This is a genomic window from Salinibacterium sp. G-O1, assembly GCF_030063305.1.
In the GTDB taxonomy this organism is placed as follows: domain Bacteria; phylum Actinomycetota; class Actinomycetes; order Actinomycetales; family Microbacteriaceae; genus Rhodoglobus.
Genome location: NZ_JASISV010000002.1, coordinates 112,341 through 138,232 on the forward strand (window position 1 = coordinate 112,341; position 25,892 = coordinate 138,232).

33 protein-coding genes are annotated in these 25,892 nt (G+C 63.4%); 19 read left to right on the forward strand and 14 right to left on the reverse strand.

What is annotated here, in order from left to right; all coding sequences use genetic code 11:
• Nucleotides 1–147: 147 nt before the first annotated feature.
• Entirely contained in the window at nucleotides 148–1,362 is a 1,215-nt protein-coding gene (locus tag QMG83_RS06850) for a cysteine desulfurase-like protein (RefSeq protein WP_283504635.1), read from the reverse strand.
• 96 nt (nucleotides 1,363–1,458) lie between these two features.
• Entirely contained in the window at nucleotides 1,459–2,055 is a 597-nt protein-coding gene (locus QMG83_RS06855) for a TetR/AcrR family transcriptional regulator (protein WP_283504636.1), read from the reverse strand.
• Between the two features lie 87 nt (nucleotides 2,056–2,142).
• Between QMG83_RS06855 and QMG83_RS06860 the strand changes: the two genes are divergently transcribed.
• The 6 genes from QMG83_RS06860 (at nucleotide 2,143) to QMG83_RS06885 (ending at nucleotide 8,376) form a co-directional block, all read left to right on the forward strand.
• Nucleotides 2,143–2,943 (forward strand): sugar phosphate isomerase/epimerase family protein, encoded by an 801-nt coding sequence (locus QMG83_RS06860; protein WP_283504637.1) that lies wholly within the window; start codon nucleotides 2,143–2,145, stop codon nucleotides 2,941–2,943.
• The gene (locus QMG83_RS06865) at nucleotides 2,940–4,076 is read left to right on the forward strand and encodes a Gfo/Idh/MocA family protein (protein ID WP_283504638.1); all 1,137 of its coding nucleotides are present in this window, start codon (nucleotides 2,940–2,942) and stop codon (nucleotides 4,074–4,076) included. The genes QMG83_RS06860 and QMG83_RS06865 overlap by 4 nt, the downstream gene beginning before the upstream one ends.
• Before the next feature lie 39 nt (nucleotides 4,077–4,115).
• Nucleotides 4,116–4,922, forward strand: coding sequence for a zinc-ribbon domain-containing protein (locus tag QMG83_RS06870; protein WP_283504639.1), 807 nt, complete (start codon nucleotides 4,116–4,118; stop codon nucleotides 4,920–4,922).
• 32 nt (nucleotides 4,923–4,954) lie between these two features.
• On the forward strand, nucleotides 4,955–5,317 hold the full coding sequence (locus QMG83_RS06875; RefSeq protein WP_283504640.1) for an iron chaperone: 363 nt from the start codon (nucleotides 4,955–4,957) through the stop codon (nucleotides 5,315–5,317).
• A gap of 76 nt (nucleotides 5,318–5,393) precedes the next feature.
• The gene (locus QMG83_RS06880) at nucleotides 5,394–7,901 is read left to right on the forward strand and encodes a glycoside hydrolase family 2 protein (RefSeq protein WP_283504641.1); all 2,508 of its coding nucleotides are present in this window, start codon (nucleotides 5,394–5,396) and stop codon (nucleotides 7,899–7,901) included.
• Nucleotides 7,902–8,067: 166 nt separating this feature from the next.
• Nucleotides 8,068–8,376 (forward strand): hypothetical protein, encoded by a 309-nt coding sequence (locus tag QMG83_RS06885; RefSeq protein ID WP_283504642.1) that lies wholly within the window; start codon nucleotides 8,068–8,070, stop codon nucleotides 8,374–8,376.
• A 74-nt stretch (nucleotides 8,377–8,450) separates the two neighbouring features.
• Here the strand turns inward: QMG83_RS06885 and QMG83_RS06890 are convergent, their stop codons facing one another.
• Nucleotides 8,451–9,305 (reverse strand): carbohydrate kinase family protein, encoded by an 855-nt coding sequence (locus QMG83_RS06890; protein ID WP_283504643.1) that lies wholly within the window; start codon nucleotides 9,303–9,305, stop codon nucleotides 8,451–8,453.
• Between the two features lie 130 nt (nucleotides 9,306–9,435).
• Between QMG83_RS06890 and QMG83_RS06895 the strand changes: the two genes are divergently transcribed.
• Entirely contained in the window at nucleotides 9,436–9,798 is a 363-nt protein-coding gene (locus QMG83_RS06895; RefSeq protein ID WP_283504644.1) for a VOC family protein, read from the forward strand.
• 85 nt (nucleotides 9,799–9,883) lie between these two features.
• Complete coding sequence (locus QMG83_RS06900; RefSeq protein ID WP_283504645.1) at nucleotides 9,884–10,069, forward strand: hypothetical protein; 186 nt, start codon at nucleotides 9,884–9,886, stop codon at nucleotides 10,067–10,069.
• Nucleotides 10,070–10,087: 18 nt separating this feature from the next.
• On the opposite strand, the gene QMG83_RS06905 is transcribed toward QMG83_RS06900, so the two are convergent.
• Nucleotides 10,088–10,864: an IclR family transcriptional regulator gene (locus QMG83_RS06905; protein ID WP_283504646.1), complete on the reverse strand. Its 777-nt coding sequence runs from the start codon at nucleotides 10,862–10,864 to the stop codon at nucleotides 10,088–10,090.
• A gap of 155 nt (nucleotides 10,865–11,019) precedes the next feature.
• Between QMG83_RS06905 and QMG83_RS06910 the strand changes: the two genes are divergently transcribed.
• Nucleotides 11,020–11,583, forward strand: a complete 564-nt coding sequence (locus QMG83_RS06910; RefSeq protein WP_283504647.1) for a DJ-1/PfpI family protein — start codon at nucleotides 11,020–11,022, stop codon at nucleotides 11,581–11,583.
• A 258-nt stretch (nucleotides 11,584–11,841) separates the two neighbouring features.
• Nucleotides 11,842–12,291 (forward strand): PQ-loop repeat-containing protein, encoded by a 450-nt coding sequence (locus tag QMG83_RS06915; protein WP_283504648.1) that lies wholly within the window; start codon nucleotides 11,842–11,844, stop codon nucleotides 12,289–12,291.
• Between the two features lie 14 nt (nucleotides 12,292–12,305).
• Here QMG83_RS06915 and QMG83_RS06920 read toward each other — a convergent pair whose 3' ends face one another.
• A complete protein-coding gene (locus QMG83_RS06920) occupies nucleotides 12,306–12,953 on the reverse strand; it encodes a phosphoribosyltransferase (protein ID WP_283504649.1) in 648 nt (215 codons plus the stop codon).
• A gap of 23 nt (nucleotides 12,954–12,976) precedes the next feature.
• Complete coding sequence (locus tag QMG83_RS06925; RefSeq protein ID WP_283504650.1) at nucleotides 12,977–13,288, reverse strand: hypothetical protein; 312 nt, start codon at nucleotides 13,286–13,288, stop codon at nucleotides 12,977–12,979.
• Nucleotides 13,289–13,376: 88 nt separating this feature from the next.
• On the opposite strand from QMG83_RS06925, the gene QMG83_RS06930 reads away from it, so the two are divergent.
• A complete protein-coding gene (locus QMG83_RS06930) occupies nucleotides 13,377–13,952 on the forward strand; it encodes an HhH-GPD-type base excision DNA repair protein (protein WP_283504651.1) in 576 nt (191 codons plus the stop codon).
• Here QMG83_RS06930 and QMG83_RS06935 read toward each other — a convergent pair.
• The 3 genes from QMG83_RS06935 to QMG83_RS06945 all read right to left on the reverse strand — a co-directional run bounded on the left by QMG83_RS06935 (nucleotide 13,915) and on the right by QMG83_RS06945 (nucleotide 15,642).
• Nucleotides 13,915–14,208, reverse strand: a complete 294-nt coding sequence (locus QMG83_RS06935) for a hypothetical protein (RefSeq protein ID WP_283504652.1) — start codon at nucleotides 14,206–14,208, stop codon at nucleotides 13,915–13,917. The two genes, QMG83_RS06930 and QMG83_RS06935, sit on opposite strands and share 38 nt — an antisense overlap.
• Nucleotides 14,205–14,735: a hypothetical protein gene (locus QMG83_RS06940; protein ID WP_283504653.1), complete on the reverse strand. Its 531-nt coding sequence runs from the start codon at nucleotides 14,733–14,735 to the stop codon at nucleotides 14,205–14,207. Before QMG83_RS06940 ends, QMG83_RS06935 begins: the two co-directional genes overlap by 4 nt.
• A 112-nt stretch (nucleotides 14,736–14,847) precedes the next feature.
• Nucleotides 14,848–15,642, reverse strand: coding sequence for a hypothetical protein (locus QMG83_RS06945; RefSeq protein ID WP_283504654.1), 795 nt, complete (start codon nucleotides 15,640–15,642; stop codon nucleotides 14,848–14,850).
• Nucleotides 15,643–15,781: 139 nt separating this feature from the next.
• Between QMG83_RS06945 and QMG83_RS06950 the strand changes: the two genes are divergently transcribed.
• From QMG83_RS06950 to QMG83_RS06960, 3 genes are read left to right on the forward strand one after another with little or no spacing between them, the layout of a single operon-like run.
• A complete protein-coding gene (locus tag QMG83_RS06950; protein ID WP_283504655.1) occupies nucleotides 15,782–16,192 on the forward strand; it encodes an ArsR/SmtB family transcription factor in 411 nt (136 codons plus the stop codon).
• Nucleotides 16,180–16,623 carry an SRPBCC family protein gene (locus QMG83_RS06955; protein ID WP_283504656.1) on the forward strand — a complete coding sequence of 148 codons (444 nt, stop codon included), beginning with the start codon at nucleotides 16,180–16,182 and terminating at the stop codon, nucleotides 16,621–16,623. Before QMG83_RS06950 ends, QMG83_RS06955 begins: the two co-directional genes overlap by 13 nt.
• Nucleotides 16,624–16,679: 56 nt before the next feature.
• Nucleotides 16,680–17,018: a YciI family protein gene (locus QMG83_RS06960; protein WP_283504657.1), complete on the forward strand. Its 339-nt coding sequence runs from the start codon at nucleotides 16,680–16,682 to the stop codon at nucleotides 17,016–17,018.
• A 47-nt stretch (nucleotides 17,019–17,065) separates the two neighbouring features.
• Here QMG83_RS06960 and QMG83_RS06965 read toward each other — a convergent pair whose 3' ends face one another.
• On the reverse strand, nucleotides 17,066–18,829 hold the full coding sequence (locus tag QMG83_RS06965) for a DEAD/DEAH box helicase (protein WP_283504658.1): 1,764 nt from the start codon (nucleotides 18,827–18,829) through the stop codon (nucleotides 17,066–17,068).
• Between the two features lie 90 nt (nucleotides 18,830–18,919).
• Between QMG83_RS06965 and QMG83_RS06970 the strand changes: the two genes are divergently transcribed.
• Together QMG83_RS06970 and QMG83_RS06975 are read left to right on the forward strand one after the other, a co-directional pair.
• Nucleotides 18,920–19,690: a hypothetical protein gene (locus tag QMG83_RS06970; RefSeq protein WP_283504659.1), complete on the forward strand. Its 771-nt coding sequence runs from the start codon at nucleotides 18,920–18,922 to the stop codon at nucleotides 19,688–19,690.
• Between the two features lie 101 nt (nucleotides 19,691–19,791).
• Nucleotides 19,792–21,333, forward strand: coding sequence for an SPFH domain-containing protein (locus QMG83_RS06975; protein WP_283504660.1), 1,542 nt, complete (start codon nucleotides 19,792–19,794; stop codon nucleotides 21,331–21,333).
• 12 nt (nucleotides 21,334–21,345) lie between these two features.
• On the opposite strand, the gene QMG83_RS06980 is transcribed toward QMG83_RS06975, so the two are convergent.
• From QMG83_RS06980 to QMG83_RS06995, 4 genes are all read right to left on the reverse strand, one after another.
• A complete protein-coding gene (locus QMG83_RS06980; RefSeq protein ID WP_283504661.1) occupies nucleotides 21,346–21,666 on the reverse strand; it encodes a protealysin inhibitor emfourin in 321 nt (106 codons plus the stop codon).
• A 5-nt stretch (nucleotides 21,667–21,671) separates the two neighbouring features.
• On the reverse strand, nucleotides 21,672–22,745 hold the full coding sequence (locus QMG83_RS06985; protein ID WP_283504662.1) for a M4 family metallopeptidase: 1,074 nt from the start codon (nucleotides 22,743–22,745) through the stop codon (nucleotides 21,672–21,674).
• A 206-nt stretch (nucleotides 22,746–22,951) separates the two neighbouring features.
• A complete protein-coding gene (locus QMG83_RS06990; protein ID WP_283504663.1) occupies nucleotides 22,952–23,338 on the reverse strand; it encodes an RNA-binding S4 domain-containing protein in 387 nt (128 codons plus the stop codon).
• A gap of 39 nt (nucleotides 23,339–23,377) precedes the next feature.
• Complete coding sequence (locus QMG83_RS06995) at nucleotides 23,378–23,821, reverse strand: hypothetical protein (protein ID WP_283504664.1); 444 nt, start codon at nucleotides 23,819–23,821, stop codon at nucleotides 23,378–23,380.
• 143 nt (nucleotides 23,822–23,964) lie between these two features.
• On the opposite strand from QMG83_RS06995, the gene QMG83_RS07000 reads away from it, so the two are divergent.
• The 3 genes from QMG83_RS07000 (at nucleotide 23,965) to QMG83_RS07010 (ending at nucleotide 25,891) form a co-directional block, all read left to right on the forward strand.
• Entirely contained in the window at nucleotides 23,965–24,498 is a 534-nt protein-coding gene (locus QMG83_RS07000) for an FHA domain-containing protein (RefSeq protein ID WP_283504665.1), read from the forward strand.
• On the forward strand, nucleotides 24,498–25,196 hold the full coding sequence (gene ftsR, locus QMG83_RS07005; protein WP_283504666.1) for a transcriptional regulator FtsR: 699 nt from the start codon (nucleotides 24,498–24,500) through the stop codon (nucleotides 25,194–25,196). The genes QMG83_RS07000 and ftsR overlap by 1 nt, the downstream gene beginning before the upstream one ends.
• A gap of 146 nt (nucleotides 25,197–25,342) precedes the next feature.
• Nucleotides 25,343–25,891, forward strand: a complete 549-nt coding sequence (locus tag QMG83_RS07010) for a MerR family transcriptional regulator (protein WP_283504667.1) — start codon at nucleotides 25,343–25,345, stop codon at nucleotides 25,889–25,891.
• Nucleotide 25,892 lies beyond the last annotated feature (1 nt).

Here is a 25,892-nt window from a genome sequence, read left to right on the forward strand (position 1 = left end):
TTCCGACAGATTGAACTCGGGTCTCATATGTTGAATTATGCCGTCGAGTGTGGTCCTTGGGGCCCTCGGGTCGATTTTTCACTCGGCAATGTTGCGCAATAACGGCCCGGACACAGCCTTCAGGGACATGTGCTCGCCGGCGCCGAACTAGCGCGCCAGGAAGTCAGCCAGACCGTTGAGCAGGCGACTCACCTCGGCTTCCGTGACGTACGGGGCCAGGCCGAACCGCATCGCGTTCTCGTCGTCGAGATCCAGCCGACGGAACGCCTCATAGGCGTAGAACGACGAATGTGCTGGCGCAGAAATATCGCGGCTGCCCAGGAACTCGTAGGCGTCCCAGGTTTTTCGGCCCGGTAGCGTGATGAGCGTCGTAGGGGTGCGCGCTTCGGCCCGCGAGTGCACGACGACAGCATCTCCGAAACCGGCCAGACCCTCTTCGAGCTGCTTTCGCAGTGCCGCTTCGTGTTCCTCGATCGCGTGAAATGAATTGCGAAGCTTCTCGCGCCGGGAGGTGGCTGCGCCCGGGGCGATCTCGGCAAGGAAGTCCACCGCGGCCGTTGCGCCAGCCATGATCTCGTACGGCAGGGTTCCGAGCTCGAAGCGGTGGGGCACCTCGTCGCTGGATGGCCGCAGTTTGTCGGGCCGCAATGCTTCGAGCACGTCCAGGGATGCCCCCAGGACGGCCATGTGAGGGCCGAGAAATTTGTAGGGGGAGCACACCAGACTGTCGGCGCCCAGACCCGGGACATCCACCAGATTGTGGGCAGCGTAGTGGACGGCATCGACGTGCAGGTGCGCCCCAACAGCGTGAGCCGCGTCCGCGATCGCCCTGACCCGCGGCATAGTCCCCAGAACATTGGATGCTGCAGTAACCGCCACGAGTCGCGTCTTCTGATTGATCGCATCATCGACGCTCTGCCAGATGATCTCTGCGGTCGCTGGGTCGAAGTCGATCCAGCGCACAGTCGCGCCGACGGACTCGGCGGCCTGGACCCACGGGCGAACGTTGGAGTCGTGGTCGAGGCGGGATACGACGATCTCGTCCTTCGGGCCCCAGGTCTTGGCCAGCGCACGGGACAGGTCGTAATTGAGCTGCGTGGCGCTTCGTCCGTAAATCACACCCTGATCGGGCAGGCCCAGGAAGTCGCCGAACGCGCTTCGGAACGCCGACTCTGCTTTGGCAGCGTTGACCTCGGACCGCACCGCATCGCCGCCGGGGATAGTCAGGGGATTGGTGAGGGCGGAGGCGATTGCTTCGCCCACAACGCGAGGCGTCTGGGTGCCTCCCGGTGCGTCGAAGAAGGCGATTCCCGACGCAAGAGCGGGAAAGTGGGCGCGCAGCGTTGTCACATCGAGAGTCACGGGAGGTCCTAAGGTGCGAGTGTGGGTCGTGCTTCTATCGCCAAAATAGCACCATGCCCCGTCGAGCGTGCGGGTGCTCACGCAGCTTTGTGATCGCTAGGTTTCGAGGATGCTGCTCAGCAAACGCAGGCTCTGGGCGATGTCGACACGAGGATCAAGCAACCATTGGGTTTGGAGCCCGTCCGATGCCGCAACTATCAGAGCGGCCATGGCGCTGGCATCGACATCTGACCGCAGGCTGCCGTCGTTTTGGCCATCGCGAATGCGTTCCACAAGCTGCCGCCGCACGCGCTCGAAGCGGGCGGTGAAGTACTCGTTCGACGGGGACTGCGGGCTGTCAATCGATCCGGCAAGCATGCTCGTATAGAGCGCGACCAAACCGGGAATGGTCACGTTCCGCGCAGCGGCTTTCACCATCGGGCCGACGATCTGATCCTCCGCTGGCTCACCGTTATCGCGCCGATCGTTCTCTCGCAGCACCTCGATGAGCAGCGTCTCGCGTGAGTGGAAGTAGTGCAGGAGGGCGCCGTGTGACACTCCGATGGCCTCGGCAATGGCACGCAACGACGTGCCGGCATCGCCATGAGTTGCAAAGACCTCGATGGCGCGATCCAAAATCTGCTGCCGTCGGGCTACCCCTTTGGGCGACCGGGGCGAGAGCGCATTGTCCGCGTCCGATTCGCTCGAGGTCATGCAGGAATGCTACCAATGCAAAAACCTCCACGTGGTGGTTTTGTGTTAGGTTCATCGTGACCGACATCCTCCGAGAAAGTAGGACCCATGACCCAGCCATCGATCTCCATCCAGCTTTGGACTGTCCGAAATCAACTCGAACAGGACCAGGACAGCACGCTTGCTCGGTTGAGTGAGATCGGTTTCACACGGGTCGAGGCTTTCGGATTCGTCGAGAAAGCCGACGATCTTGCTGCGGCCTTTGCGCGTCACGGGCTGACGGCTCCCACCGCACACGCGTCGCTGGCATCAGATGTCGAAAACCCGTTCACCGACCTCACCGCGCCATCGCTCGATGAGGTGTTTGATGCCGCAACCAAGCTGGGGGCGACCACCGTCTTTGACCCTTTCGTTGCGCCGGAGCGGTGGGAAACATTCGAGGAGATCGCCAAAACGGCCGAGCTGCTCAATGCGGCGAGCGCTGCGGCCGCGAAGCATGGAATCACCGTCGGTTACCACAACCACAATCAAGAGTTCCTCAACCTCATCGACGGTCGGTTTGCGCTCGAGGTTGCCGCCGACCTGCTCGCCCCCGAGGTCGTGCTCGAATTAGACCTCTACTGGGCGGCTGCCGGCGGCGCGGATGTCGCGGCGCTCGTGGAGCGTCTCGGCGAGCGTGTCGTTGCCCTGCACATGAAAGACGGAACCCTCGACCCTCGACCGACCCTCGACGTCGTTCCCACCGATCAGGTTCCCGCTGGCGCCGGTGCAGTCGAGCTTGCCGCTGGCCTTGAGGCGGCGCATTTCGCGCAATATGCGATCGTGGAGTTCGACGAGTACCAGGGAGACATGTGGCAGGGCATCACGGACAGCTTTGCGTACCTCGAGTCACTGGGAGCCCAGCGTTGAGGTCTTTCACCCCACTGGGTTCGGGCACCGTCGGCGTCGGTCTGATCGGCGCCGGAAACATCAGCGACACCTACCTCGAGAACCTCAACAGTTTCCCCGATATCAGTGTTCTCATCGTGGGCGACCTCGATCGAAGCAGGTCTGCTGCGCAGGCCGCGAAGCACGGCGTTCCGGCATCGGGAAGCGCCGACGATGTGCTCGCGCATCCTGACGTCGAGCTCGTCATCAACCTCACCATCCCAGCGGTGCACGCCGCCGTGTCATCCGCTGCGATCAGCGCGGGCAAGCACGTATGGAGCGAGAAGCCAATCGCGATCGACCGCGCCAGCGCCGCCGCCCTGCTGGACCAGGCGGATGCCGCGGGACTGCGCGTCGGCGTAGCGCCCGACACTGTGCTCGGCCCAGGCGTGCAATCCGCCAAGCGCGCGATCGAGCGCGGTGACATCGGGAGACCGCTCTTCGCCCAGACGACAATGCAGTGGCAGGGTCCGGAAATCTTTCATCCAGACCCCGCCTTTCTGTTCGCGACAGGTGCGGGGCCGCTCTTCGATATGGGGCCCTATTACTTCAGCACGCTAGTTCATGTGCTCGGGCCTGTGGCGTCGGTCGCCGCTTTGGGGCTGAAGGCGCGCGAGAACCGTACGGTGCTGGTCGGGCCAAAAGCGGGGGAGACCTTCCCCGTAGAGATTCCCTCGACCATCAATGTGCTCGCCGAGTTTGAAGGCGGCGCGCACTCCCAGTCGATGCTGAGCACGGACTCACCGCTGCTTCATCAGGGTTTTGTTCAGATATCAGGCACGGAGGGCACGATCCTGCTGCCCGATCCGAACATGTTCACCGGTCGCTCGTCACTAATCCGGCCACTCTCCAGCACTGATTCGACACAGGAATGGATCGAATTGGCCGAGGAGGGCGCCGTTGTCGGTCGCGGCCTTGGGGCGCTCGACATGGCGCGGGCTATTCGCGGCGGAACCTCCCACCGAGCGACCGGAGAGCTGGGGTACCACGTGCTCGACACCATGCTCGCCGCGGAGGAGTCGGCCGAATTGCGCGAGTTCGTTGAGGTGCGCAGCACGGCTGATCCCATCGAGGCCATGCCGGTTGACTTTGACCCGTTCGCTGCGAGTCTCTGACGCCGCCCAGAAGTCGGTGCCCGAACCTAGCATGGCGGTATGCCAGAGCAGGTGGAGGCGTGGTGGGCACGCAGGCAGTCGTCGAAGGGGGCGACCACGCCGTATCCGATCGGGGCGTTCCGGGATGCGTGGATGCCTTATCCGGTGCTGATCCGCCAATACCACCCCGACCTCAACTTCGGGATTGTGTTGAGCCAGATCCCGCCCGCCGCTGATGTGTATCTGCTCTGGCAATGCGAGAGCGGCCATCTCTTTGCCGCGACACCGTGGGAGCAGCGACAGCGACCCGGCCGAAGTCGCCGACGATCGACGTGGTGCCCCGAGTGCTCGATGGAAGCGACAGGACGGCCAGCTACCGCCCCTCGCAGAAAGCCGGCTGCCGACCTGTGCCCGAAAACTCCGTCATTGGCCGTCGGCGCGTCATTTCACAGCGAGTGCGCGCCGCGCCCGGCATCCGCTGCCGAGGAATTGCTGAGACAGAAGCTCACCGCGCGACTGAACTTTCAGAGCGGTGTGAATGCGGTGCGGGTCGCCCAACCGTTCTTCACGCACCTCGAGGTGTGGCCGGACATCCTTATCCCGGAACTCATGGTCGCCATTGAGTACGACACCACCGGGCGCGACGGGCTCGAGCATGTCGGCACGAGGGAGCCGGTTGATCGCCGCAAGGATCGGCTGCTTCGCCGCACCGGCTGGGAAGTCGTGCGCGTGCGGGGAGGAAAGCTGCATCACATTGGGCCATTCGACGTCACCAGCGCCACCGTGACGGGGAAACTCATCGATCGAGTGGTTGATCGGCTCTGTGAGATTCGGGGAGATCTCATCGTGAACTCCTACCTCGCCTAAGAAGGCTGGGTGCTCAACGCTAAATTGAGGTTATGGGTGAAAGAGCGAGGAGCGTCGAGGATTACCTCGGTGCGCTCGAGCCCGCATACCGAGCAGAACTCGAACGCATCCGCGCGCTCGTAAAAGATCTGGTGCCGGACACCGAAGAGACCATGAGCTATGGAATGCCGACTCTCAAATACAGGAACCGGGCATTGGTTTACTTCACCGCGTCCAAGAACCACATGAGCTTCTATCCCTCCTCATGGGCGATCGAGGAACTGAAGGATCAGCTCAAGCATTACAAGACCACCGAACACGTGATTCAATTCACGCTGGACAAGACCCTGCCCGACCGCCTGGTCGAGGAGCTTGTTCGTGTGCATGTGCGGGAAATTGACGCCAACAGGCAATAGGGCCAATCGCCGACATGGTGAGGGAATCCGAGTGGGTTGCCTGGCCCGACCACCGCCTGACAACTGGAGAAGCTAAATGACTCATCGACGAGAACTACACGATGGATGGACGGTGCAGGCAGCGCGCGGCCCCGTCCCGGCCGAGCTCTCCGTGGCGGTGATGAACGGCGCGGTACCTGCGGCCGTTCCCGGGTGCGTGCACACGGATCTGCTCAGCGCCAATCTCATCCCGCACCCATATCAGGGCGAGAACGAGGCACTGCTGGCGTGGATTGGTCGGGTCGACTGGACCTACTCGACCAGCTTCGAGTGGGCACCGGACGGTGAAGAGCGCCACGATCTCGTGTTCGAGGGGGTGGACACGGTCGCCGGGATCTGGCTCAACGGGACTCATCTTGGTTCGGTCGCCAATCAGCACCGAAGCTATCGCTTTGCCGTGGACGAGTACATCCGCGAGGGCGCGAACGCCATCGAGGTGCGATTCACCGCCCCCCTGCCGTACGCGAACGCGCAAAGCCTCGAACTCGGCAGCCGACCGCGACCGTACCCGCTTCCCTTCGAAGCGATTCGTAAGTCCGCCGCTAACTTCGGATGGGACTGGGGCATCGCGACGTTCACCAGCGGTTTGTGGCGGCCCGTGCGGTTGGAATCATGGTCGGTCGCGCGACTCGCCGAGGTGCGTGTGGTTGCCACCCCAGACGGTGACGGCGGCGCGGTCTCGGTCGTAGCCGATATCGAACGGGCGACCAGCAGCAGCGACGTCGATGTCAGGCTCCAGATGACGATCGCCGGTCCGGGGATCGACTCCACGATTGAGGCGTCGGCAGATTTCGCGGCATCAGAAAACCGCGCCGACACCCGCCTTGAGCTGCCAGCCGTGGAACGCTGGTGGCCCATCGGGCACGGTGCCCAACCCCGATACTCGGTGTCGATTGATATCCAGGGTGAGGGTGCGATGCGAGACTCCGCCCTCCGCGTCGTGGGATTCCGCACCGTGGAATGGGACACCGCTCCCGACGAGCAGGGAGCTCCGTTCACGCTTGTGGTCAATGACCGGCCCATCTTCGTCAAGGGTGTGAACTGGATCCCCGACGACGCACTTCCGGTGCGCGTGGATCGTGCACGCTACGAGCGACGACTCCGCCAAGCCGTGGATGCGAACGTCAACCTTGTGCGCGTGTGGGGTGGAGGTGTGTACGAATCTGACGACTTCTATGACCTTTGCGACGAATTGGGCCTGCTCACCTGGCAGGACTTCCTCTTCGCCTGCGCCGCGTACCCCGAGGAGGAGCCGATCCGGTCCGAGGTTGAGGCCGAGGCGCGCGACAACATCGTGCGCTTGGCAAGCCACCCTTCGCTGGTTCTGCTCACCGGAAATAACGAGAATCTCTGGGGCTTCGAAGACTGGGGCTGGAAGCAGCGCCTGGAAGGCAAGTCCTGGGGCGCGTACTACTACTACGACCTCTTCCCGCGGCTGATCGCCGAACTCGCGCCGCACGTGCCATACGCACCCGGAAGCCCTTTCAGCCCCGGCACAACGTGGGACGGTGAGGTGCAGAACGGGCCGCACCCCAACGATGAACGCCACGGCAGCACGCACTTGTGGGACCAGTGGAACCGCAAGGACTGGCTGACATACCGAGACCACACTCCGCGATTCGTCGCCGAATTCGGTTGGCAGGGCCCGCCGACCTGGACGACGCTCACCACATGGCTTGACGACGATCCGCTGACGCCGGAATCGCCCGGCATGATCCTGCATCAGAAGGCGACGGAGGGAAACGTCAAGCTTGAGACCGGACTCCTCCCTCACTTCCGGGTTCCCGGGGACATGGAGACATGGCACTGGGCGATGCAGCTGAACCAGGCGATCGCAGTGGGAACCGCCCTTGAGCACTTCCGCTCTCACGCGCCACACACCATGGGCGCGGTCGTGTGGCAGCTCAACGATTGCTGGCCCGTGATCTCCTGGGCGGCTGTGGATGGTGACGAGCGCCCGAAGCCCCTCTACTACGCCATGCGCAACGCCTTCGCTCCTCGGCTGGTGACCATCCAGCCGCGAGACGAAGGACTGACGGCGGTCGTGGTCAATGACTCCGACACGCCATGGAGCGGGACGATACATGTCGCGCGCCGCGACATGTCGGGCGGCATCCTCGCTGACTCGTCGATGCCGGTGTCTCTTCGGGCATACAGCTCGATTGGATTCGACATCGATGCGTCGGTCGCTGACGCCGGTGACGCCGCATCCGAGCTGCTCACGGCCGAGCTCGACGATGTGCGCGGAGTGTGGTTTTTCACGGAACCCCGCGACAGCAACATCCCGCCTGCTGTGTTCGATCTGGATGTCGTCGATGCCGGCGACGGCGTAGACGTCACCATCACGGCGCGCAGTCTGGTGCGTGATCTTACGTTCCTGGTCGACAAGGTCGACCCGGGCGCGGTCGCCGTCGACGGGCTGATGACACTGCTCCCGGGTGAGGTGCGCATTGTGCACCTGCGCGGGCTGAGCTCCGCGCGAGCGGCGGAGCTGCGCCACCCACGGGTGGCGCGCACCACCAACGAGCTCGTCGACGCGGGTTGAGCGTGGGGCAGCGTGATGGTTGTGGGAGACGTTCCTTCGACTTGTCGCGAGCGCTTGCCAATGATTGGGTCGAGGAGTAGCTTCGGCTTGTCGGTGACTCTCGGTCGCCTTGCGGTCGTTAGTTTCGATGCCAAAATCCGAAACACATCACAATGAGGTGGCGACTATGAAGCGAGCGATCATCGGATGTTTCGTTACATTCGGTCTTGTTCTCGGCGGAGCCGGAACGGCATTCGCGGGCGAGACGAATGGTAAGGGGGAGCCTGTCCCAGGCGCGCAGAAGGCAAGTTCGGCTTGCGCGTTCTCAGGGCGGGATCTGCCCGACTCGATCGAGGGTAACCCGCCGGGTTTCGACGATGATTTCGTCACAGGTGGGCACGTGCAGACCTACGGAATGTATGTCAAGCACGGACTGAAGGGCGTTGTGCCGTCTCCGGGCGTAGCTTGCCGCGGCAACACGGACTTCGTCGAGTAGTAGTAGACCAGCTTTTTCGAGTATCTGTTGGCCCCGTCGCGAATCGGCGGGGCCAACGGAGCAGAACCCCAGACCTACGGGAGCGCGGTCTCGACGGCGGGATGAAGGTGCTTCGACTGGAGGGCAACCACGGCCTGTGATGCGGCAGCGGCGAGAGCTCCGTCTGTCGAGGCGCCCGAGAGCGTGGCATCCAAAAATCCCGCGAAGAACGCATCTCCCGCGCCGTTTGTGTCCCGGATTTCGGTTGTCACTGCACGCACCCGGTGTAGCCCGTCCGCATCGAAGGCGATGGCCCCGTCTGCACCGAGAGTGCACACCACCGCGCTGGCACCCGCTTCAACCCTCGCGCGCATGAATGACTGAGGGCTGGGCATCCCGTCGGCATTCATGAACACAAAAGACGCCGCCTGGATGAACGGCTCATGGAACTCGGACTCGCCGTCATAGTCGTGGATGTCAGTCCAGATGGGCACGCCGGATGAGGTTGCGTGAGGGAGAAGCGCTCGCGATGTCTCCGAAAGGTCCATAACAAGCGCCGCCGCCCCTGTGGCCAGTGACCGAAACTGCTGAACATCCGGCTTTCGGAATTCCGGAGTGGACAGGTACAGCGACACCCGCTCTCCCGCCTGTGTCATCAAGTTCAGATGTCGCTCACTGGGCCCGGGCACGGTGGTGCCACTCAGCTCGACGCCAGCAGCTCCGAGCGCTGCGCGGAGGTGGATGGATGCGGCATCGTCTCCCAGCACCGTGAAGCAGGAAACCTCATACCCCAGCCCGGAAAGGTGCAGCGCCTTTCCAGCGGATGTGCCGCCCACCGTCGCGAAATCCTCCAGCGCAAATTGCATATGAGGGCGAGGTTCGGGTAGTCGGTCAAGGTAGACGATGGTGTTCCACGCCACCGGCCCTGACACGAGAATGTGGTTCCGCATGGGCACACATTACGCGGACTGCCGAGGACGAGGCGAAGGGGCCCCAGAGTCCGATCGAGACCGCCACAACTTGACCTCTCTGCGTAGTGTGGGCCACACGGAACGGTTCGAGGCGGAAGCACTGACGCACATGCTGGTCGTGGCCGATGCTGCAGCCAGTCGCGACTGGTATGTCGATGTCTTGGGCGCCTCGGTATTCGGAGAGTATGGCGGCACATCGGTAGTGCTGGATCTGATGGGGAACTGGCTGCTTCTCGTCACCGGGGGCGAACCAACGCCGGACAAGCCGAACGTAACCCTGACGGCGCCCGACGATCCCGATCGGGCCAGCGCTGAGATTATCTTTCGGGTAGGCGACTGTCAGCGCGCCTTCGAGTTCCTCAGCCAGCGAGGAGCCGAGTTCCTGACCACGCCACTCGACCGCGGTGGTGAGATCCGGGCTTTCTTTCGCGACCTGGACGGTCATCTCTTCGAGATCTCCGAGTTGACCTGAACGGCGAGCCGCGGCACCGGTCATCCACCCTTTCCCTCGCTGTGTGTTGGAGGGATGCTGTCTCGGAGGAGGGCGGCAATTTCTGATGGCATCCGAAATTGCGATGACAGACGGCGGCATCGAGACGGTGCTTCTGTTCCGGGAGGGAGACCCTGTCGCGCTGGGCCGCGACAATGCCGCTCTTCGGGAATTGCTCCCGCACATTCAAGTGCTCGGCGGATGCTGCGGCACCGATTCCCGTCATGTCGGCGAGATAGTCGCTGCGTGGTGACGGCTTGGCGACCCGAGGTCAACCGAGCTGCGACGACACAGTCCACGCGGTGCGGCGCACGGCTCGCTCGAGCACGTCCGCGCGCGACCCGAAGTCGTTTGCGGAGACAGATACCGAGACCGCGCCGATCGTGTGACCACGGGGCGAGCGCACAGGGGCGGCGATACATGCAAGTTGCGACATATATTCCTCGACCTCGATGGCGATGCGGTTTTCCCGCACCTGCTCGAGTTGGTCGCGAAGCACCGACGTGCCGGTCTGGCTGTGGCGCGTGAGCGCCGTCGGCGGGTGCTCGTCGAGGTACATATCGAGTTGCGCCTTATTCTTCTGGGCGAGCATCAGCTTTCCGAATGCCGTGACGTGGGCGGCATCAGCGAATCCGACGTGCAGCTGCCCGATGCGCGGGTAGTCAGCTGAGTCGGCGATGTGGGCGACGACAATCTCGTCGACGTGGAACGCGGTGAGGTAGACGGGAGCGCGCAGCTCGTCCCTCGCTGCTTCGAGCACGGCCCTTACCGCGGGCGTCGCGAGTAGTTGCCTGTTTGCCGCCATCCCGAGCATGGTCACGGAACGGCCCAGGAGATAGCGCGGCTCCTGATTCCGCTTCGCCAGGTACCCCTGACGTTGAAGTACCCCAACGAGCCGATAGGTGGTCGACGTGCTGAGCTCGAGCGCCGCGGCAATCGTAGACACTTCCGCGCCGTCGGGGTTTGATCCCACCACCTCGAGCACCTTGAGTAGTCGCTCGACCGCTTGGGTGCCCGAGTTGCCATCCTGCTCCAGCGCAGACTTCATGCTCACATGCTACGGCCGCTCGATGGCGTGCAGCATGCTCAGTTTCGATCCGTTTCCCACATGGTGAGAACGCGACTTGTGGCGCGGCACTGCCGCTTTCACCATTGACCTCGAGTCGGCAATGCTGCTGGCTCCTGACAAGGAGGTCTGGCCAGATGGCACGCATCATTATTCTCACCGGCGACGCGGCAGAAACACTCGAAGTCTTCTATCCGCTTCACCGCCTGCAAGAGGCCGGATTCGAGGTGCACATCGCTGCGCCGGAGAAAAAGAAACTGCAATTCGTCGTGCATGACTTCGTCGATGGATACGACACCTACACCGAAAAGCCGGGCCACAGCTGGGATGCCGACATCGCGTTCAGGGACGTTGACCCCGACGACTACGTGGCCGCAGTCGTCCCGGGCGGGCGCGCTCCCGAATACATTCGCAACAATGCTGACGCCAAGCGCATCGTTCGCTCGATGTTCGAGCGCAACGTACCGGTCGCCGCCACCTGCCACGGGCCGCTGCTTCTTGCCGCGGCGGATGTGCTCAAGGGACGCGTCACCTCCGCGTACCCAGAGCTGGCGATCGACGTCGAGCTCGCCGGCGGAGTGTTCGAGAGCGGGGGAGCGGTCGTCGACGGCAATCTGGTGAGCGCTCGCGCCTGGCCAGACAACGGCACGTGGATGGGCCAGTTCGTCAAGGTGCTCGAGGAGGCTCGAGTCCTGGCCTAGCGTGCATCCGGGGAGGCGTCAGCTTTCGCACCAGGCTTGTGCGCAGACATGCCGCCTCCCCTCGTTCCTGCCGCGAGAATGGTCCCTCCGTGCCGCGCCCGAAAGGCCAAAAAGGGCGGGTCCCGTAATTGGGTGAGCGATGGTCTTGACGCCGGATTTCATGGTGCATATGCTGTGCAGGGCATTGTTGATGTCCTCGAAGAATGTCGCCCAAACAGGTTCTCCCTGGGGCCGTGAGAAAGTACGTAAACACCCCCGATGGACATCAACCCTCTGGTCATCAATGCGCTCGGATTCGCGGCGACCAGCTTCTCGATTTTGATGTGGTTGCCTCAGGCCAGAACGACCTGGCAGAGCCGGAATGACGCCGTGCGTCTTGCCGGGATCTCGGAGACAACCCAGTGGCTTCTGGTGGGTGGATACCTGCTGTGGGGTGTCTACGGCCTGCTGAGCGAGTCGTTCTGGGTTGCCGCCCCCAGCATCGTCGCGCTTCCCGTGGCGATGACGACGATCGTCGTGATTCACCGTGGTCGGAAGCTGCCGGAAACCACGCGGTCAGTGCCGATCCTGTCGCTCAGCGAGACCGTGTCGATGGCACCGGTCACCGCGGCCACCCCCATCATCTCCACTCATGCCGAGGTTGGCGTGGGGGAGACGATCACGGACGAGAAAAACCCGACCACCAGCACGATCCGAATCCTCGTCTAGCTTCGCGCCACACTCTACTGATCGGTCTTCTTGCGCCTGCGCGCGTTGCTCAGTAATTCGTTTACCTCGTCTTCGGATGTCTGGCCAAATCTGAGGTAGTGCGCACCCACCGCGTGGAACCCGCGGGGCTGGATGAGGCAGATCACCTCGTCGGCGCCGCGGATACGGCGTACAGCATCGGGCCCACCGACGGGTGCGGCCATGACCACGCGCGCGGCACCCAGCGCGCGGGCCACCAGGCAGGCGGCGGAGGCGGTGGCCCCGGTAGCGATTCCGTCGTCCACAACGATCGCGGTGCGGCCAGCCAGGTCGAGTGGCTCGGGCCGAAACAGCGCCACCCGCGCCTCGAGGGTGGCGCGCTCGGAACGTTCGACGGACGCCAGCTGCGCGGCGGTGACGCCGGCGCGATGGATCAGGTCGTCATCCAGCACCTTCACGCCGCCCTCTCCGATCGCGCCCATTGCGACCTCGGGTTGAAACGGCACGCCGAGCTTGCGAACGACGATGACGTCAAGAGGCGCGTGAAGCGCTGAGGCGACCTCGGCGGCCACCGGCACGCCGCCACGGGGGAGTCCGATGACTATTACGTCTCCGCCGTGATCTGCCAGCCGGGCGGCGAGACGACGTCCGGCATCCAGCCGATCACGAAAGGGGAGATCCATCTCAGCGTTATCTTCCTGAGTGATCAGCTCCCCGCGGCAGGCTTGTCCATCCCCAACTCGTTCACCGGATTTCCGTTGAACGGTCGTGGCAGGTGGGCGGCGGGGCAGTTGAGAATCGTGTCGTGGGCCGAGCGGTCAAACGTGTGTTCTGACATTGGCCGCCCGCAGACCGGACAGGCGGCCTCTCCGAGTCGCTCGACCACGGGCCCATATGGTCCAACCGGCGGTGGGCCCCACGTGGAGTACAGCTTTCGATTGAGCCAATCAATGAAACCGACATATCCCTTGCCGCCAGCAGGGTGATCGTCGAACTCTGTGAACTCTTCGTCGTCCATGCGGCGAGACTACTCTCGCTCACCCACGGTAGATAGGTGTTGGGCGATCACGCTGGTTGGGGGGAGCCAGTCGTGACACCATCGAGGGATGGCCCCCTCACTGCACATCACGGGCGACGCGGAGTCGGACGCCCTGCTCTCGAACGACCCGCTGGCCCTGCTTATCGGAATGCTCCTCGACCAGCAGATTCCCATGGAGACCGCGTTCGCAGGCCCAGCGAAGTTGAGAGACCGTCTCGGTCAGTTGGATGTCGCCGAACTCGCCACTTTCGAGCCCGAGAAGCTGGTGGACGTGTTTCGCATCACGCCGGCCGTGCACAGATTCCCTGGTTCGATGGCGGGACGCGTGCAGACTCTGTGCGCGGCGGTGGTGAGCGACTGGGGCGGGGACGCCGCGGCGATCTGGACTCGCGGTGCGCCCAACGGCGCCGAAATCCTCACCCGTCTCAAAGCCCTCCCCGGTTTCGGCGAGCAGAAGGCGAAGATCTTCCTCGCGCTGCTCGGAAAGCAATACGGGCTGAATGCTGATGGCTGGCAGCAGGCCGCCGGCGACTATGGCCAGGATGGATCGTGCCGCTCGGTCGCGGACATCGTGGATGCGGCATCCCTCACGAAGGTTCGTGAGTTCAAACGGGCGGCGAAGGCGGCTGCAAAGGGCAAGTAACCCGAGTTCGGCGCCCACCGAATCGGATCGCCGCGGTGAGCACCCGCGGGTCCGGCCAGTCCTTGCAATACTGATAGCGGTACGCGAGCTGAACAATGCCGGCGGAGTCGATCACGAACTCTCCCGGAAGCTGCCAAGGGCTGTCGACGAACGCTTGCTCGGTGCCGTGGCGTGCCGCGGCGAGCTCTTCCCCGGCCGCGGCTTCGCAGCGAATCATCGGATCGGGTGCGTCGGGGCGGGCGACGGTGGATGTCATGGCTGGTGCTGCCAGGGGACCATCGAGGCCAATTCTTCGGAGACCTCGAGGATGCCAGCCAGCGGTGCGACTTGGTCGCCTTGAGCGACTTCCGCATCGGTCGCCGCGTCGAGCAACGTCCGATATTCGGATAGCGCCAGAAGCGCAGTCTTGATCACAGGCAATGACAGCGAGATGCACACGGTGATGTTGTCGTCGCTGAACGTACTGTCATCAGCGATCCCGTACATCGCGAGAACACCGAACTCGTCAGGGAACGGCATCAACGTGACCGCGATTTCCAGTCCCATCCCCGCCATTCGAACTTTCCCGGTGGCGGCAGCCGCCGACAGCACAGGCCTCGTCGAATCCGGCCGACTCGCCTTCAGCAGCGGCCACCATGGCTCCAGCATCGGTCCAGCAGACGCAACTACGTAAAGGTGGCCGCCAAGGGTCAATCCAAACGCTCGGACCCGGAGATCCCCATCGAGGATGTGTTCGATCGTGAAACGGTCCTCTCCTCGACGAAAACCGATGCCGTTGTTCACCAGCTCCTGCCTGTGGTCTGGCGCAAATCCGATCACGAACGGAATTTCATCTCCGTCCAATGATTTAGGAATCCTCCGAAAACTCACAGCACCCATGATCAGATCTCTCTTGTCAACGGTCGTCCACTAGATTGCTCACTTGTTTGGCCACGTCGCGGGCGTCGAGAAATGCTTCGACCACGTTGAGGTTCCCCTGAAAGCCGCCTGCGATTCCGGTCGCGAGGCCGGCTCCGGAGCTAAGCAATTCGGCGATCGAGTTCAGCCGACGCGTACCCAGTTGAGGGCCTCCAAGAACGTATACGAGTCCTGGCAGCGCTTCCGACAAGGCGACCACGTCAGACGTGCGGACGAAAACCTCCAGTGCGGCTTGGATGATGTCCAAAACAAATTTCGGTAGGAACTCGTCTTGGGCCGCTGGCGAACACCTTCCGACCGCCCACTGGACCTGACCGCCCATGAAAGTTTTTATCATCATCATGTGGTCGCTGCCGGGACGGTTGCTATGGAGCAACAGCTCGTAGAGCTCTGGCCATTGGGAGGCGACGAGCTTGGTGAGCTCATCTCCGAAGTCGGCGCCGGAGAGGTACGTGAAAAATGGCTCGAAAGTCTGGTCGATTGACGCAAGGACCAGGTTGGTGTCGTCGGTGTAGGGCACCAAATAGAGAACGAATAACCCGTCCAAATTTGCGGAGGGGATGTTGATCTCCTTGTACCAAGGAGTGTGCACGATAGTCCAACCCCCCGTGGTGCGCTCAATGATGCCTGTGGGTTCGCGAGTCTGCTGCACAACGAAAAGTGCGGGCTTGACGGGGAACTGGCGGAAATCAAGCAGGAGTGGTGAATCGATCGCTTTTCGTTCTCCCGGCATCACGACTCCAAGCGCTGGTTGCACGCGCCGCTGCATCACGGTGGGCACAGTATGGCCCTTCCAATATTCTGATCGCAATAGTCAATCCGGCCGGGGCCAACCCACTCCTGCATTTGGAGGTTCAGTAAGGGCAAGTGAAGGCTTGCGCTTCTCGTCGGATGCGTGAACAATAAACCACATGGTTTATTCGACTGCCGACATTGACGAATCGAGCGCCACAGAAGCACTCGACCGCGTCTTTGCCGCGCTCTCGCATCCCACCCGACGTCGCCTCGTGCGCTACCTGGCAACCCGCGCGAGCGCGCCCCGAATGTCGCAAGCGGCCCAGGACAACGGACTTTCCCCCCAGTTGCTGAACAAACACACCGCCGCGCTGGAGAAGGCCGGTATGGTGCAGCGCGTATCCGTCGGCCGCGAGAGCATGCTCGTCATCGACCGCGCAGCGCTTGTCGAGGCGCAGAAGTGGATCGTCGACACTCGCGCCTTCTGGGAAGGCCAGCTCGACTCGCTCGATGCCTATATCGACAAGCTTGCGTCGCAGGGCGAGCTGCCGCCGACCACACCAAAGGATCAGCCATGGCCGAACTAAGTCTCACGCTCGAGCGCACCTTCGCGGTGAGCCGCGACACGATGTGGCAACTCTGGACCGATGAAACGCACGCGTGCCAGTGGATGCGCCCCTCGCTCACGGACTATGGCCCGACCAAGGCGACCATCGACGCGCGCGCCGGTGGTCAGTACCGATTCGAGCTCATTCACGGCAGCGATGAGATGTCGGTGATCGTGGGCGAATACCTCGAGGTCGAGGCCCCCGAACTGCTCGTCTACACGTGGTCGTGGGAGGGTGACCCGCACGTTTCTCGCGTGGAGGTGCGGTTCGACGAAGTACCAGATGGAACACGCGTGAACATCTTCCACAGCACGTTGGCATCGCCCGAATCCGTTGCGGCCCACGAGCTGGGTTGGATCGGCTGCCTCAACACCCTTTCCAGCACTATCGACTCCGTCGCGCGTACCTGACGCTCGACGGCGCCCACCGGCATCCGTCGGTCGGCCCGCGATGAAAGAAGGAAATCATGACCAAGTACTTGTTCATCTACCACGCCCCCATGAGCCCGGCAGACGCAACACCGCCAAACGATGCGGACATGCAGGAGGTCATGGGCCAATGGATGAGTTGGGCTGGCGAGGCCGGCGAGCATCTGGCCGACTTCGGTACGCCCCTCGCCAACGGGGTGCGCGTTTCCCCGGGCGGAGCAACAGAACCCAGCACCCGTGAGGTCAGCGGCTACTCAATGATCGAGGCAGCCAGCATGGATGAAGCTCTGTCACTGGCTAAGAATCACCCACACCTCAACATGCCGGGCGGGTGCGAAATCGAGGTTCACGAAGCCCAGGCCGTACCCGGAATGTAGCCAACGGGTCGGGCCGATCGCCCGACCCCATCCGGCTGCGTGGCGGGTCAGCCCTTGTAGCGCTGCGGGCGTTCGCCGCGGTCGCTCTGGCGCGATCCGCCGCGGGCATCCGGACGGATCTCGATCAGCTTGCCGCTGATGCGGGTGTCCTTCAGTTTGGCGAGCACGTGGCCCGGCAGGTCGGCCGGCAGCTCGACGATAGAGAAATCCGGTCGGATCTGGATGTGACCGAAGTCGTCCCTGCTCAGGCCGCCCTCATTCGCGAGTGCTCCCACAATCTGCCTCGGCTCGACACGGTGACGCTTGCCGACCTCGATGCGGTACGGAGACATGGGCTTCGTGGAGCGCGGGCGGCGCTCGGGGCGGTCGCCGCGGTCGTCCCCGCGATCCGGCCGGTCTGAACGCTCTTCGCGGTCGAAGCGCTGCGGGCGCTCGTCGGCAGCAGACAACAGCAGCGGGGTCTCGCCCTGGGCGACCACGGCGAGGGCTGCTGCAACGTCTGCCTCGGGTACATCGTGATTCTTGATGTAGTGCCCCACGATGTCGCGGAACGCGGCGATGCGGGCCTGCTGGTTGAGTGCCTCGGTGATGGCGTCGTCGAAACGGGCCAGGCGGGTGACGTTGACGTCCTCCACTGACGGCAGCTGCATTTGCGTCAGCGGCTGTCGGGTCGCCTTCTCGATCGCTCCGAGCAACCGGCGTTCACGCGGGGTGACGAAGCTGATGGCGGCTCCACTGCGGCCAGCCCGACCGGTGCGGCCGATGCGGTGCACATACGATTCGGTGTCGATCGGGATGTCGAAGTTCACCACGTGACTGATCCGGTCGACGTCGAGGCCTCTAGCCGCGACATCCGTCGCCACCAGGATGTCGAGCTTGCCCGACTTCAACTGGGCGACAGTGCGCTCGCGCTGGGCCTGGGCCACATCACCGCTGATGGCGGCGGCGGAGTACCCGCGTGCGCGCAGCTTCTCGGCGAGAGTTTCGGTCTCGTTCTTGGTGCGGACGAACACGATCATGCCCTCGAAGTTCTCGACCTCGAGGATGCGGGTGAGCGCATCGACCTTCTGCGGGTACGACACCATGAGGTAGCGCTGGGTGGTGTTGACGCTTGTGGTGGTCTTGTTCTCGACGGTGATCTCTTCGGCATCGTGGAGGTACTTCTTCGAGATGCGGCGGATCTGCGGGGGCATGGTCGCCGAGAAGAGGGCGACCTGCTTGTCGTCGGGGGTGTCGGCGAGGATCGTCTCGACGTCTTCGGCAAAGCCCATCTTGAGCATCTCGTCGGCCTCGTCCAGCACGAGGTATTTCAGCTCAGACAGGTCGAGAGTTCCCTTGGCGAGGTGATCCATGATTCGCCCGGGGGTACCGACGACGACGTGGACGCCACGGCGGAGCGCCGACAGCTGCACGCCGTATGCCTGACCGCCGTACACGGGCAGCACGTGAACGCCGCGCATGTGGGCCGCGTACTGCTCGAACGCCTCACACACCTGCAATGCGAGCTCGCGGGTGGGGGAGAGCACGAGCGCCTGCGGCTTCTTCTGCGAAACATCCAGCCTCGACAGGATGGGCAGGGCGAACGCTGCAGTTTTTCCGGTGCCGGTCTGCGCAAGGCCCACGACGTCGCGGCCGTCAAGCAGGGGTGGGATGGTCGCTGCCTGGATGGCCGACGGATTCTCGTACCCGACGTCACGCACAGCCTTCAGGACCGCGTCGCTCAACCCGAGGTTCGCGAAGCCCGTCGTCTCGGGAACCGCATCAGTGTCGGTGTCGGCTTCGGTGTTCTCGGTGGTGTCGTGGGACGTCATTCCTACAACGGTAGTCGTCGGGGCGGGTTCTGGCTTGCGCGGCGCCCCCTATCGCTGTCATCGCGGTGCTGCCGCCCTTAGAATTGACGGATGACTGACCTCAGCCTGCGCATGCCCAACACGCGACTGCGGGCGGTTCTCAACCTGGGAGTCAGGCGGAATCCCGCGCCCGTGTTGCCCCTTTCTCTTGCCGACCCCGAACTCTTTGCCGACTGGGACGACGAGGCGCAATTGAGCGACCTCCATGTCGAGTTCGAGGATGGCCAGTTGCATCTCGAGACAACGGGCGACGGTGTCAACCACCATTTCCACACCGCGGCCGGCGAGCACCGCGGTTCGAGCCCGTGGTCGACTGACGACACCAGCGCACTGTTGCGGTGGGCGACGGCTCTCGCCAGCGACTTCCACGCACTGCTGCCGGCGCTGCTCGACGACGTCACCCAGGCGGCTGCCTGGCACGACTCAGGATTCGACCTGTACATCTGCGAGGTTGAAGAGCCCGTGCAGTTGGAGTTGCTGGAGATTGAGGTCGAGGGCGAGCTGATGACGCTCCCATGGCTCGGTGCCGGCAGCGTTACGCACGACCACATCGATGGCGAAAACCACCCCATCGCTCTTGCCTGGGGCGCGGGGGAGTCAGAACCCGATCAGCCGATCGCCGAAGCCTGGACCGATCCGAACACAGGGTCGCCCCGATCGAAGGCGGTGCCCGGCGTGGATTGGGATGTGATCGGCCTGCCCGCTGACGAGGTGTTGCCGTGGCTCGAGGGCATCTATTTGAACCATCACGTCATTCCGGATGCGGAGGGCACCCTGCTGAACGCTGTGCTGCGGCGCCTCGGTGGCCTCGACCCCTCATAACAGCAGCAACCCGCAGTCCAGCGGCCTGAGTCTCGAGAAATGCTCGGGAGCAGACCGGTAGGCTCGATCCGACCATTGCGCCGCTCGAAAGGCTCCCATAAATGTTTTCCCCAGAGTTCGTGACCAACGCCATCCTCATTGGGGTCGTCGTTCTTGTCGCACTTGTCGTCCTCATAACGTTGCTACGTGGAATCAAGGTCGCGAAACCTGACGAGGCGATCATCGTCACGTCGCGTCAAAAAGCCCTGAAGATGGGCGAGGCGGAAACCGAGAATGCCGGCCAGAAAGTCGTGTTCGGCTCCCGGGTGTTCGTCAAGCCCATCATCGAGGCCCACTTCAAGCTCAGTCTTCGCAGCCGCCAGCTCAATGTTCAGGCGACCGCGCAAACCCGCGACGCCATCACCATCCGTGTCAACGCTGTCGCGGTCGTCAAGGTCGGCGGATCCGAGTCGATGGTGCGTGCAGCAGCGCAACGATTCCTGAACCAGCAGGACCAGATCGAGACATCCACCGAAGAGGTGCTGAGTGGATCGGTGCGATCGATCGTCGGACAGCTGACGGTCACCGAGATCATCACCAACCGCTCGGCGCTGCAGGGGCAGGTCCTCGAGGCTGTGCGCGAATCCCTCGACGTGCAGGGACTCACCATCGACACCCTGCAGATCAAGGAAATCGACGACGACAACGGCTACATCCGCGACCTCGGTCGAGGCGAAGCCGCCCGCGTAAAGCAGGTCGCTGAGATCGCCGAGTCGGTGTCACGCCAGGCGTCTGAAGAGGCCAGGATCAGTGCAGACCAGGCGGTTGCCGAGTCGCAGCGCAAGCTCGACCTGCGAAATGCCGAGATCCAGAAGGAGACGGACAAGGCTCGTGCGGAGGCGGCCGCGGCCGCACCGCTCGCCGAGGCGATCGCCCAGCAGGAGGTCGTGGCCCAGCAGGAAGTCACGGCGGGCAAGCGCGTTGGCCTTCGCAAGCAGGAGCTCGACGCAGAGATTCGTGCCGTCGCAGACGCCGAGGCATACTCCATCGGAAAGAAGGCCGAAGCGGATGCTACGGCCGCCGTCGCCGCCGCCAACGCTGACCGCGACGCGCGTCGATCGAGTGCCGAAGCCATCGAAGCCGAGGGTGTCGCGGAGCGCAACCGTCGTCGCAGCGCTGCCGAGGCCGTTGAGGCCGAGGGTATCTCTGAGAGGAGCCGCCGAATCGCGGCCGCCGAGGCACTTCAGGCCGAAGGTGAAGCCGAAGCCGCCTCGATCCGGGCCAAGGGAAATGCTGAGGCGGAGGCCACCAGGGCCCGCGCCGAGGCGCTCGAGCAGGGCGCGGGCGACCTGCTGCGTCAGCAGGTCATCGCGCAGCTGCCCGACATCGTGCGCGCGGCGTCCGAACCTCTCGCCTCGATCTCGAACATGACAGTGATCTCGTCAGACGGCAAAGGCTCAGAGCAGGTCGGTCAGAACGTCGCGACGCAGCTGACTACCGTCAATCAGATCCTGAAAGACCTGGTCGGCATCGACATTTCCGACATCATCACGGGCCGGATGACCGGAGATGCCATCGGCAAGGGGATTGCCGGCGCCACGGCGACCGCTGCCCCGACTACCGGTCGAACTGGCACGCCGAACACCCCGGCGCCAAAGGCGTAAACCGGCCCGGCGTCAGCGCGACGGCGGGGGAGTGGGAGGCGCGGCCGGCTCGGCTGGTTCTTCCTGCACGCGATTCACGAGAGTTTTCCACGGTCCCGTGAGCGCCGATTCCGGCACTGTTGCTGATCGACGCTTGCGTGGGGCTCGCACGGTAATCACATAGACGAAGCGATCCCGCGAGACTTCGTCCTTTGCGACCCTGGGCCACGGACAGGCGTCGACAAGCTCGATGAGTTCGTCGGCTTCGTCGAGGGCCGCCGACACCGACCACCTGCGGGTGATGCCCGCGAAGCCGCCCGAGCGGGCGACGGTGATGGTCAGGACAGCGGGCATGTTGATCAACCGATCTTCGCGGGCCTGGGGGCTGAAGCTGGCCTGATCCCGACTCCGGCCCATCCGGCGCGAACCGCGCTCACCTCGGCTGACCTGGAGCCGTACCGGGAACCAGCCGCATCAAGGGTCGCTGCGGCGAAGGCGGAAAAATCGGCTCGCGCCGTGAGGATCGGCCCGGTGATCGTGTCATACCAAATCTGGCCCGCTCGATCCCAGGCGTTGCCCCCGAGTGCCTCGGCGACGAGATAGAACGCGCGGTTGGGAATCCCCGAATTGAGATGCACCCCGCCACCGTCTTCATCGGTGTACACAAAGTCGTCGAAATGCGCCGGCTGGGGATCTTTGCCGAGAATGTCGTCGTCGTACGCTGTGCCGGGTGCTTTGAGGGAACGCAGTGCCGACCCCTCGACTTCATCGGTGAAGATGCCCTCCCCAATGAGCCAGCTGGCATCACCGACCGACTCGTTGCGAGAATGCTGCTCGACGAGTGCGCCGAAGACGTCGGACACCGACTCGTTGAGGGCGCCGGACTGGTCGCGGTACACGAGACTGGCGCTGTACTGCGTTACTCCGTGCGACAGTTCGTGCCCGATGACGGACAGGGAGGCCGTAAACCTGGAGAAGATTTCGCCGTCTCCGTCGCCGAAAACCATGCGTTCGCCATCCCAGAACGCATTGTCGTACCGATCGCCGTAATGCACGGTCGCGTTCAGGGGGAGACCAGCCCCGTCGATCGAGTTGCGGCCGTAGACCTCGGAATACAGCGCAAACGTGGCGCCGAGGCCGTCGTACGCCTCGTCCACGGCGGCATCGCCCACTGGCGCGTCGCCCTCGCTGCGAACCACGGTGCCGGGCAGGGATTCCGTGCTGCCAGCATCCGAAACCGTACGATCGGGCGCATCGACCAGAGTGGCGACAAGGTCATAGTTCTCGTCGAAACTGAGGTCGAAGCGCACCGACCGAAATTCACGATCGTGCTTCAGCGCGACGCGGGCGGCATGGGCTGCCACCGCGAACTTCGCGTCATCGAGCCGCGAGATGCGTCTCAGAAGGTACGGGGGAATGATTCCATGAGTCATGATGTGAGCATGCCCCGTGCCACTGACGGAGGTTAGTCCTTGCGCTTGCTGGCGGCCTTGTCTTTCTTGTCAGCGCGCTTCTCCTTGAGAGACTTGCTGGCTGCAGTCTTGGCTGTGGTTTTCTTCGGTGACTTATCGGCCATGACGTTATCCTCCTGTGAGCCGGGCGGCTCGTCTCCCGAGCGTACCCCGCCAGACGTGTCTGGTCATCCCAGCTCGTCGGTTGTTCTGCCCCGCAACTTTTCCATGTCGCGGCGTTCGCGTTTCGTGGGTCGGCCCGCCCCTCGGTCGCGCCGCGGAAGCATTGCGACCTCCTCTGGTGCTGGCAGTGGCGGGCTGATGTCTGTGTATGCCTCGACGGCGACTATCGCCCCGACCCGCTTAGAGAGGATGTCGCGCACGATCAGGATGCGATCGAAACCCGCGATCCGCACCCTCACCTCGTCCCCGGCCTTCACGTGCTGGGCGGCCTTGGCGCGGTCTCCGTTGACGCGGATATGGCCGGAGCGCGTGGCTGCGGTGGCGGCAGACCGGGTCTTGAACACCCTCACGGCCCACAGCCAGCTATCGACGCGCGCCGAGAGCCCCGTCATGGCCGACGCCGAAGTAAGCGGCCTCGAGCGAGGCCGGCACTAAACGGCTGCGACATCCGTCTTCCATTGCACAAGCCCTCGAACCGTGTCGCTCTGGTCGTGCGCGAGCTGTTCCATCGTGTCGGCTGGAACGAAGAAGTTCAGTGCCAGAAAGCCACGCACCCGTTCCGACGGGTCGGCGACCAGCGACCGCAGTACATCGCACGGCACGGATTCGTTGCGAGCCACGCATGCTCGGACGCCCTCGTCCGAGTCGGTAGCCAGAGTGACGAACAGATCTTCCGGGGTATTCAGGCTGCTTGCGACGCTCTCGCGAATCTTGGGGTTCGTGTTGGTCGCCAGGAGGCGAAGTCTCGCAATCTTGCTCTCGGTAATATCCGGAGCTGGATGAAGCGTTGCCGCCTGCTCGGCAGTCAACATCGCCGGCGCCATGGCCCTCATTTGCTTTCGCTGGGCTGGGGTGTTGAAGCGGATGCACGACATGGTTTAAACGCTAGCCTGTCGGCCACCCAACCGACTGGGTAACACGACGGGCAATGTGGCCGAAAGAATACGGTCTCAACCCGAAATCGGCGGGGCGAGTGACGCGTCTGATCCGTTACTGTGGTCTATAGGGGAGGACCGCAATGGCTGGACATGACAATTCTTTCGACGGCGCCGACCTCCCCGAGGGCGCAACGCCCGACAAAGCTGAACTGGGAGTAGCTGTGCCTGAAGAGTCCTCAACGCCGCGCGACGATACGACAGTCACGTACGGCGACGAGTTTGCGGCACAACTCGCTGCGCTCGATAGTTCCGCATCGCCGGAGGAGCAGGACGCGATCTCCGCGCTGCCGTCCGGATCGGCGCTGCTTGTTGTGCGCCGCGGACCCAACGTCGGTGCGCGTTTTCTGCTCGATGCTGACGTGACGACCGTCGGTCGTCACCCCGAGGCAGACATCTTCCTCGACGACGTGACAGTGTCGCGCCGTCATGCTGAATTCCTTCGCCATGGCACCGCCTTCTCGGTCAAAGACCTCGGCTCGCTGAACGGCACCTATTTTGATGGAGTTCGCATCGATACCGCGCTGCTGAGCGATGGCGCCGAGGTGCAGGTCGGAAAGTTCCGGCTTACCTTCTATGCGTCACGACTCGACCTCGCGCACCTGGCCGGGCGGTAGTGGCGGGCAGTGCTGCCCAGTCGAGAGCGTCTGGGAGCCCGAGCCTTCTGAGCATCGGGCAGGTGCTGGCGAAACTGAGTCCGGAATTTCCTGACCTCACGCCATCCAAGCTCCGGTTCCTGGAGGAACGTCAACTCGTCTCTCCGGCACGAACGGAGTCGGGTTACCGCAAGTTTTCGACGGCCGACATGGAACGTCTGCGTTTCGTATTGTCGATGCAGCGCGATCACTACCTGCCGCTCAAAGTAATCAGGGGCTACCTGACCGAACTTGATGCCGGCCGTTCCCCTGAGTTGCCCGGTGGAATGCTCCCAGGCCCGTCAATGCTCTCCACCGAGCGGAAGCTGAGCCGTGACGAACTGATCCGGGAGGCGGGCGCCAATTCGATGCTGCTCGGTGACGCGATTTCAGCGTCTCTCATCGTTCCTGCCGACCTGTTCGGCGAGGATGCCCTCGCGGTACTGAAGTCGCTCGTCGAGTTGCAGCGTTCCGGAATCGAGCCGCGGCACCTTCGCGGCTTCCGCGCGTCGGCAGAGCGCGAGCTCGGCCTGATCGAAAATGCTCTCATGCCGGTGGCGAGGCGCAAAGACGCGTCAAGTCGTGCGCGCGCGGCAGAAATGGCGCGTGAAATCGCCGGCCAGCTAGAAATTGTGCGCAGCAGTCTTATCCGATCCGCCCTCACGAGGCTCGATTCGTAGTACGTTCGAGACACCCCCCATTTCGACACGCCTGACGAATGTCGTCGTTCGAAGCGCGGGGCGTGAGTACCTTGGGGTTAGACGCAACACTAAGTGTCAACTGCAAGATGAATGTTTGTACTCTCCAGCATTAAGGGGCATGTGCCATGAGTGAACTCAGCCGTAGCGAGTCTTCCCGCTACGACCTCGGCCTGCTCTTCACCGACGGAATGGTCGAGCTCGATTCAGACGCCGGATACCGCGGCGCGGTCGCCGCTCGAGCGGCTGGTATCAGCTACCGTCAGCTCGATTACTGGGCACGCACCCAGCTCGTGGAGCCCACGGTTCGCGGTGCCGCAGGATCGGGTTCGCAGCGTCTGTACGGCTTCCGCGACATCCTCGTTCTCAAGCTCGTCAAGCGCCTCCTGGACACCGGGATTTCACTGCAGCAGATTCGGGTAGCCGTCAACCAGCTGCGCGAATCCGGCATCAATGACCTCGCCCAGACCACTCTCATGAGCGACGGCGCGAGTGTCTACCTGTGCACGTCGAACGACGAGGTCATCGACCTCGTCAGCCGCGGCCAGGGCGTCTTCGGCATCGCCGTCGGCAAGGTTCTGCGCGAAGTGGAGCACGACCTCGTCGAACTCGATTCGGTCAAGGGCGAAGACCCCATGGACGAGCTCGCAAAACGTCGCTCCGTCCGCGCTTCATAGC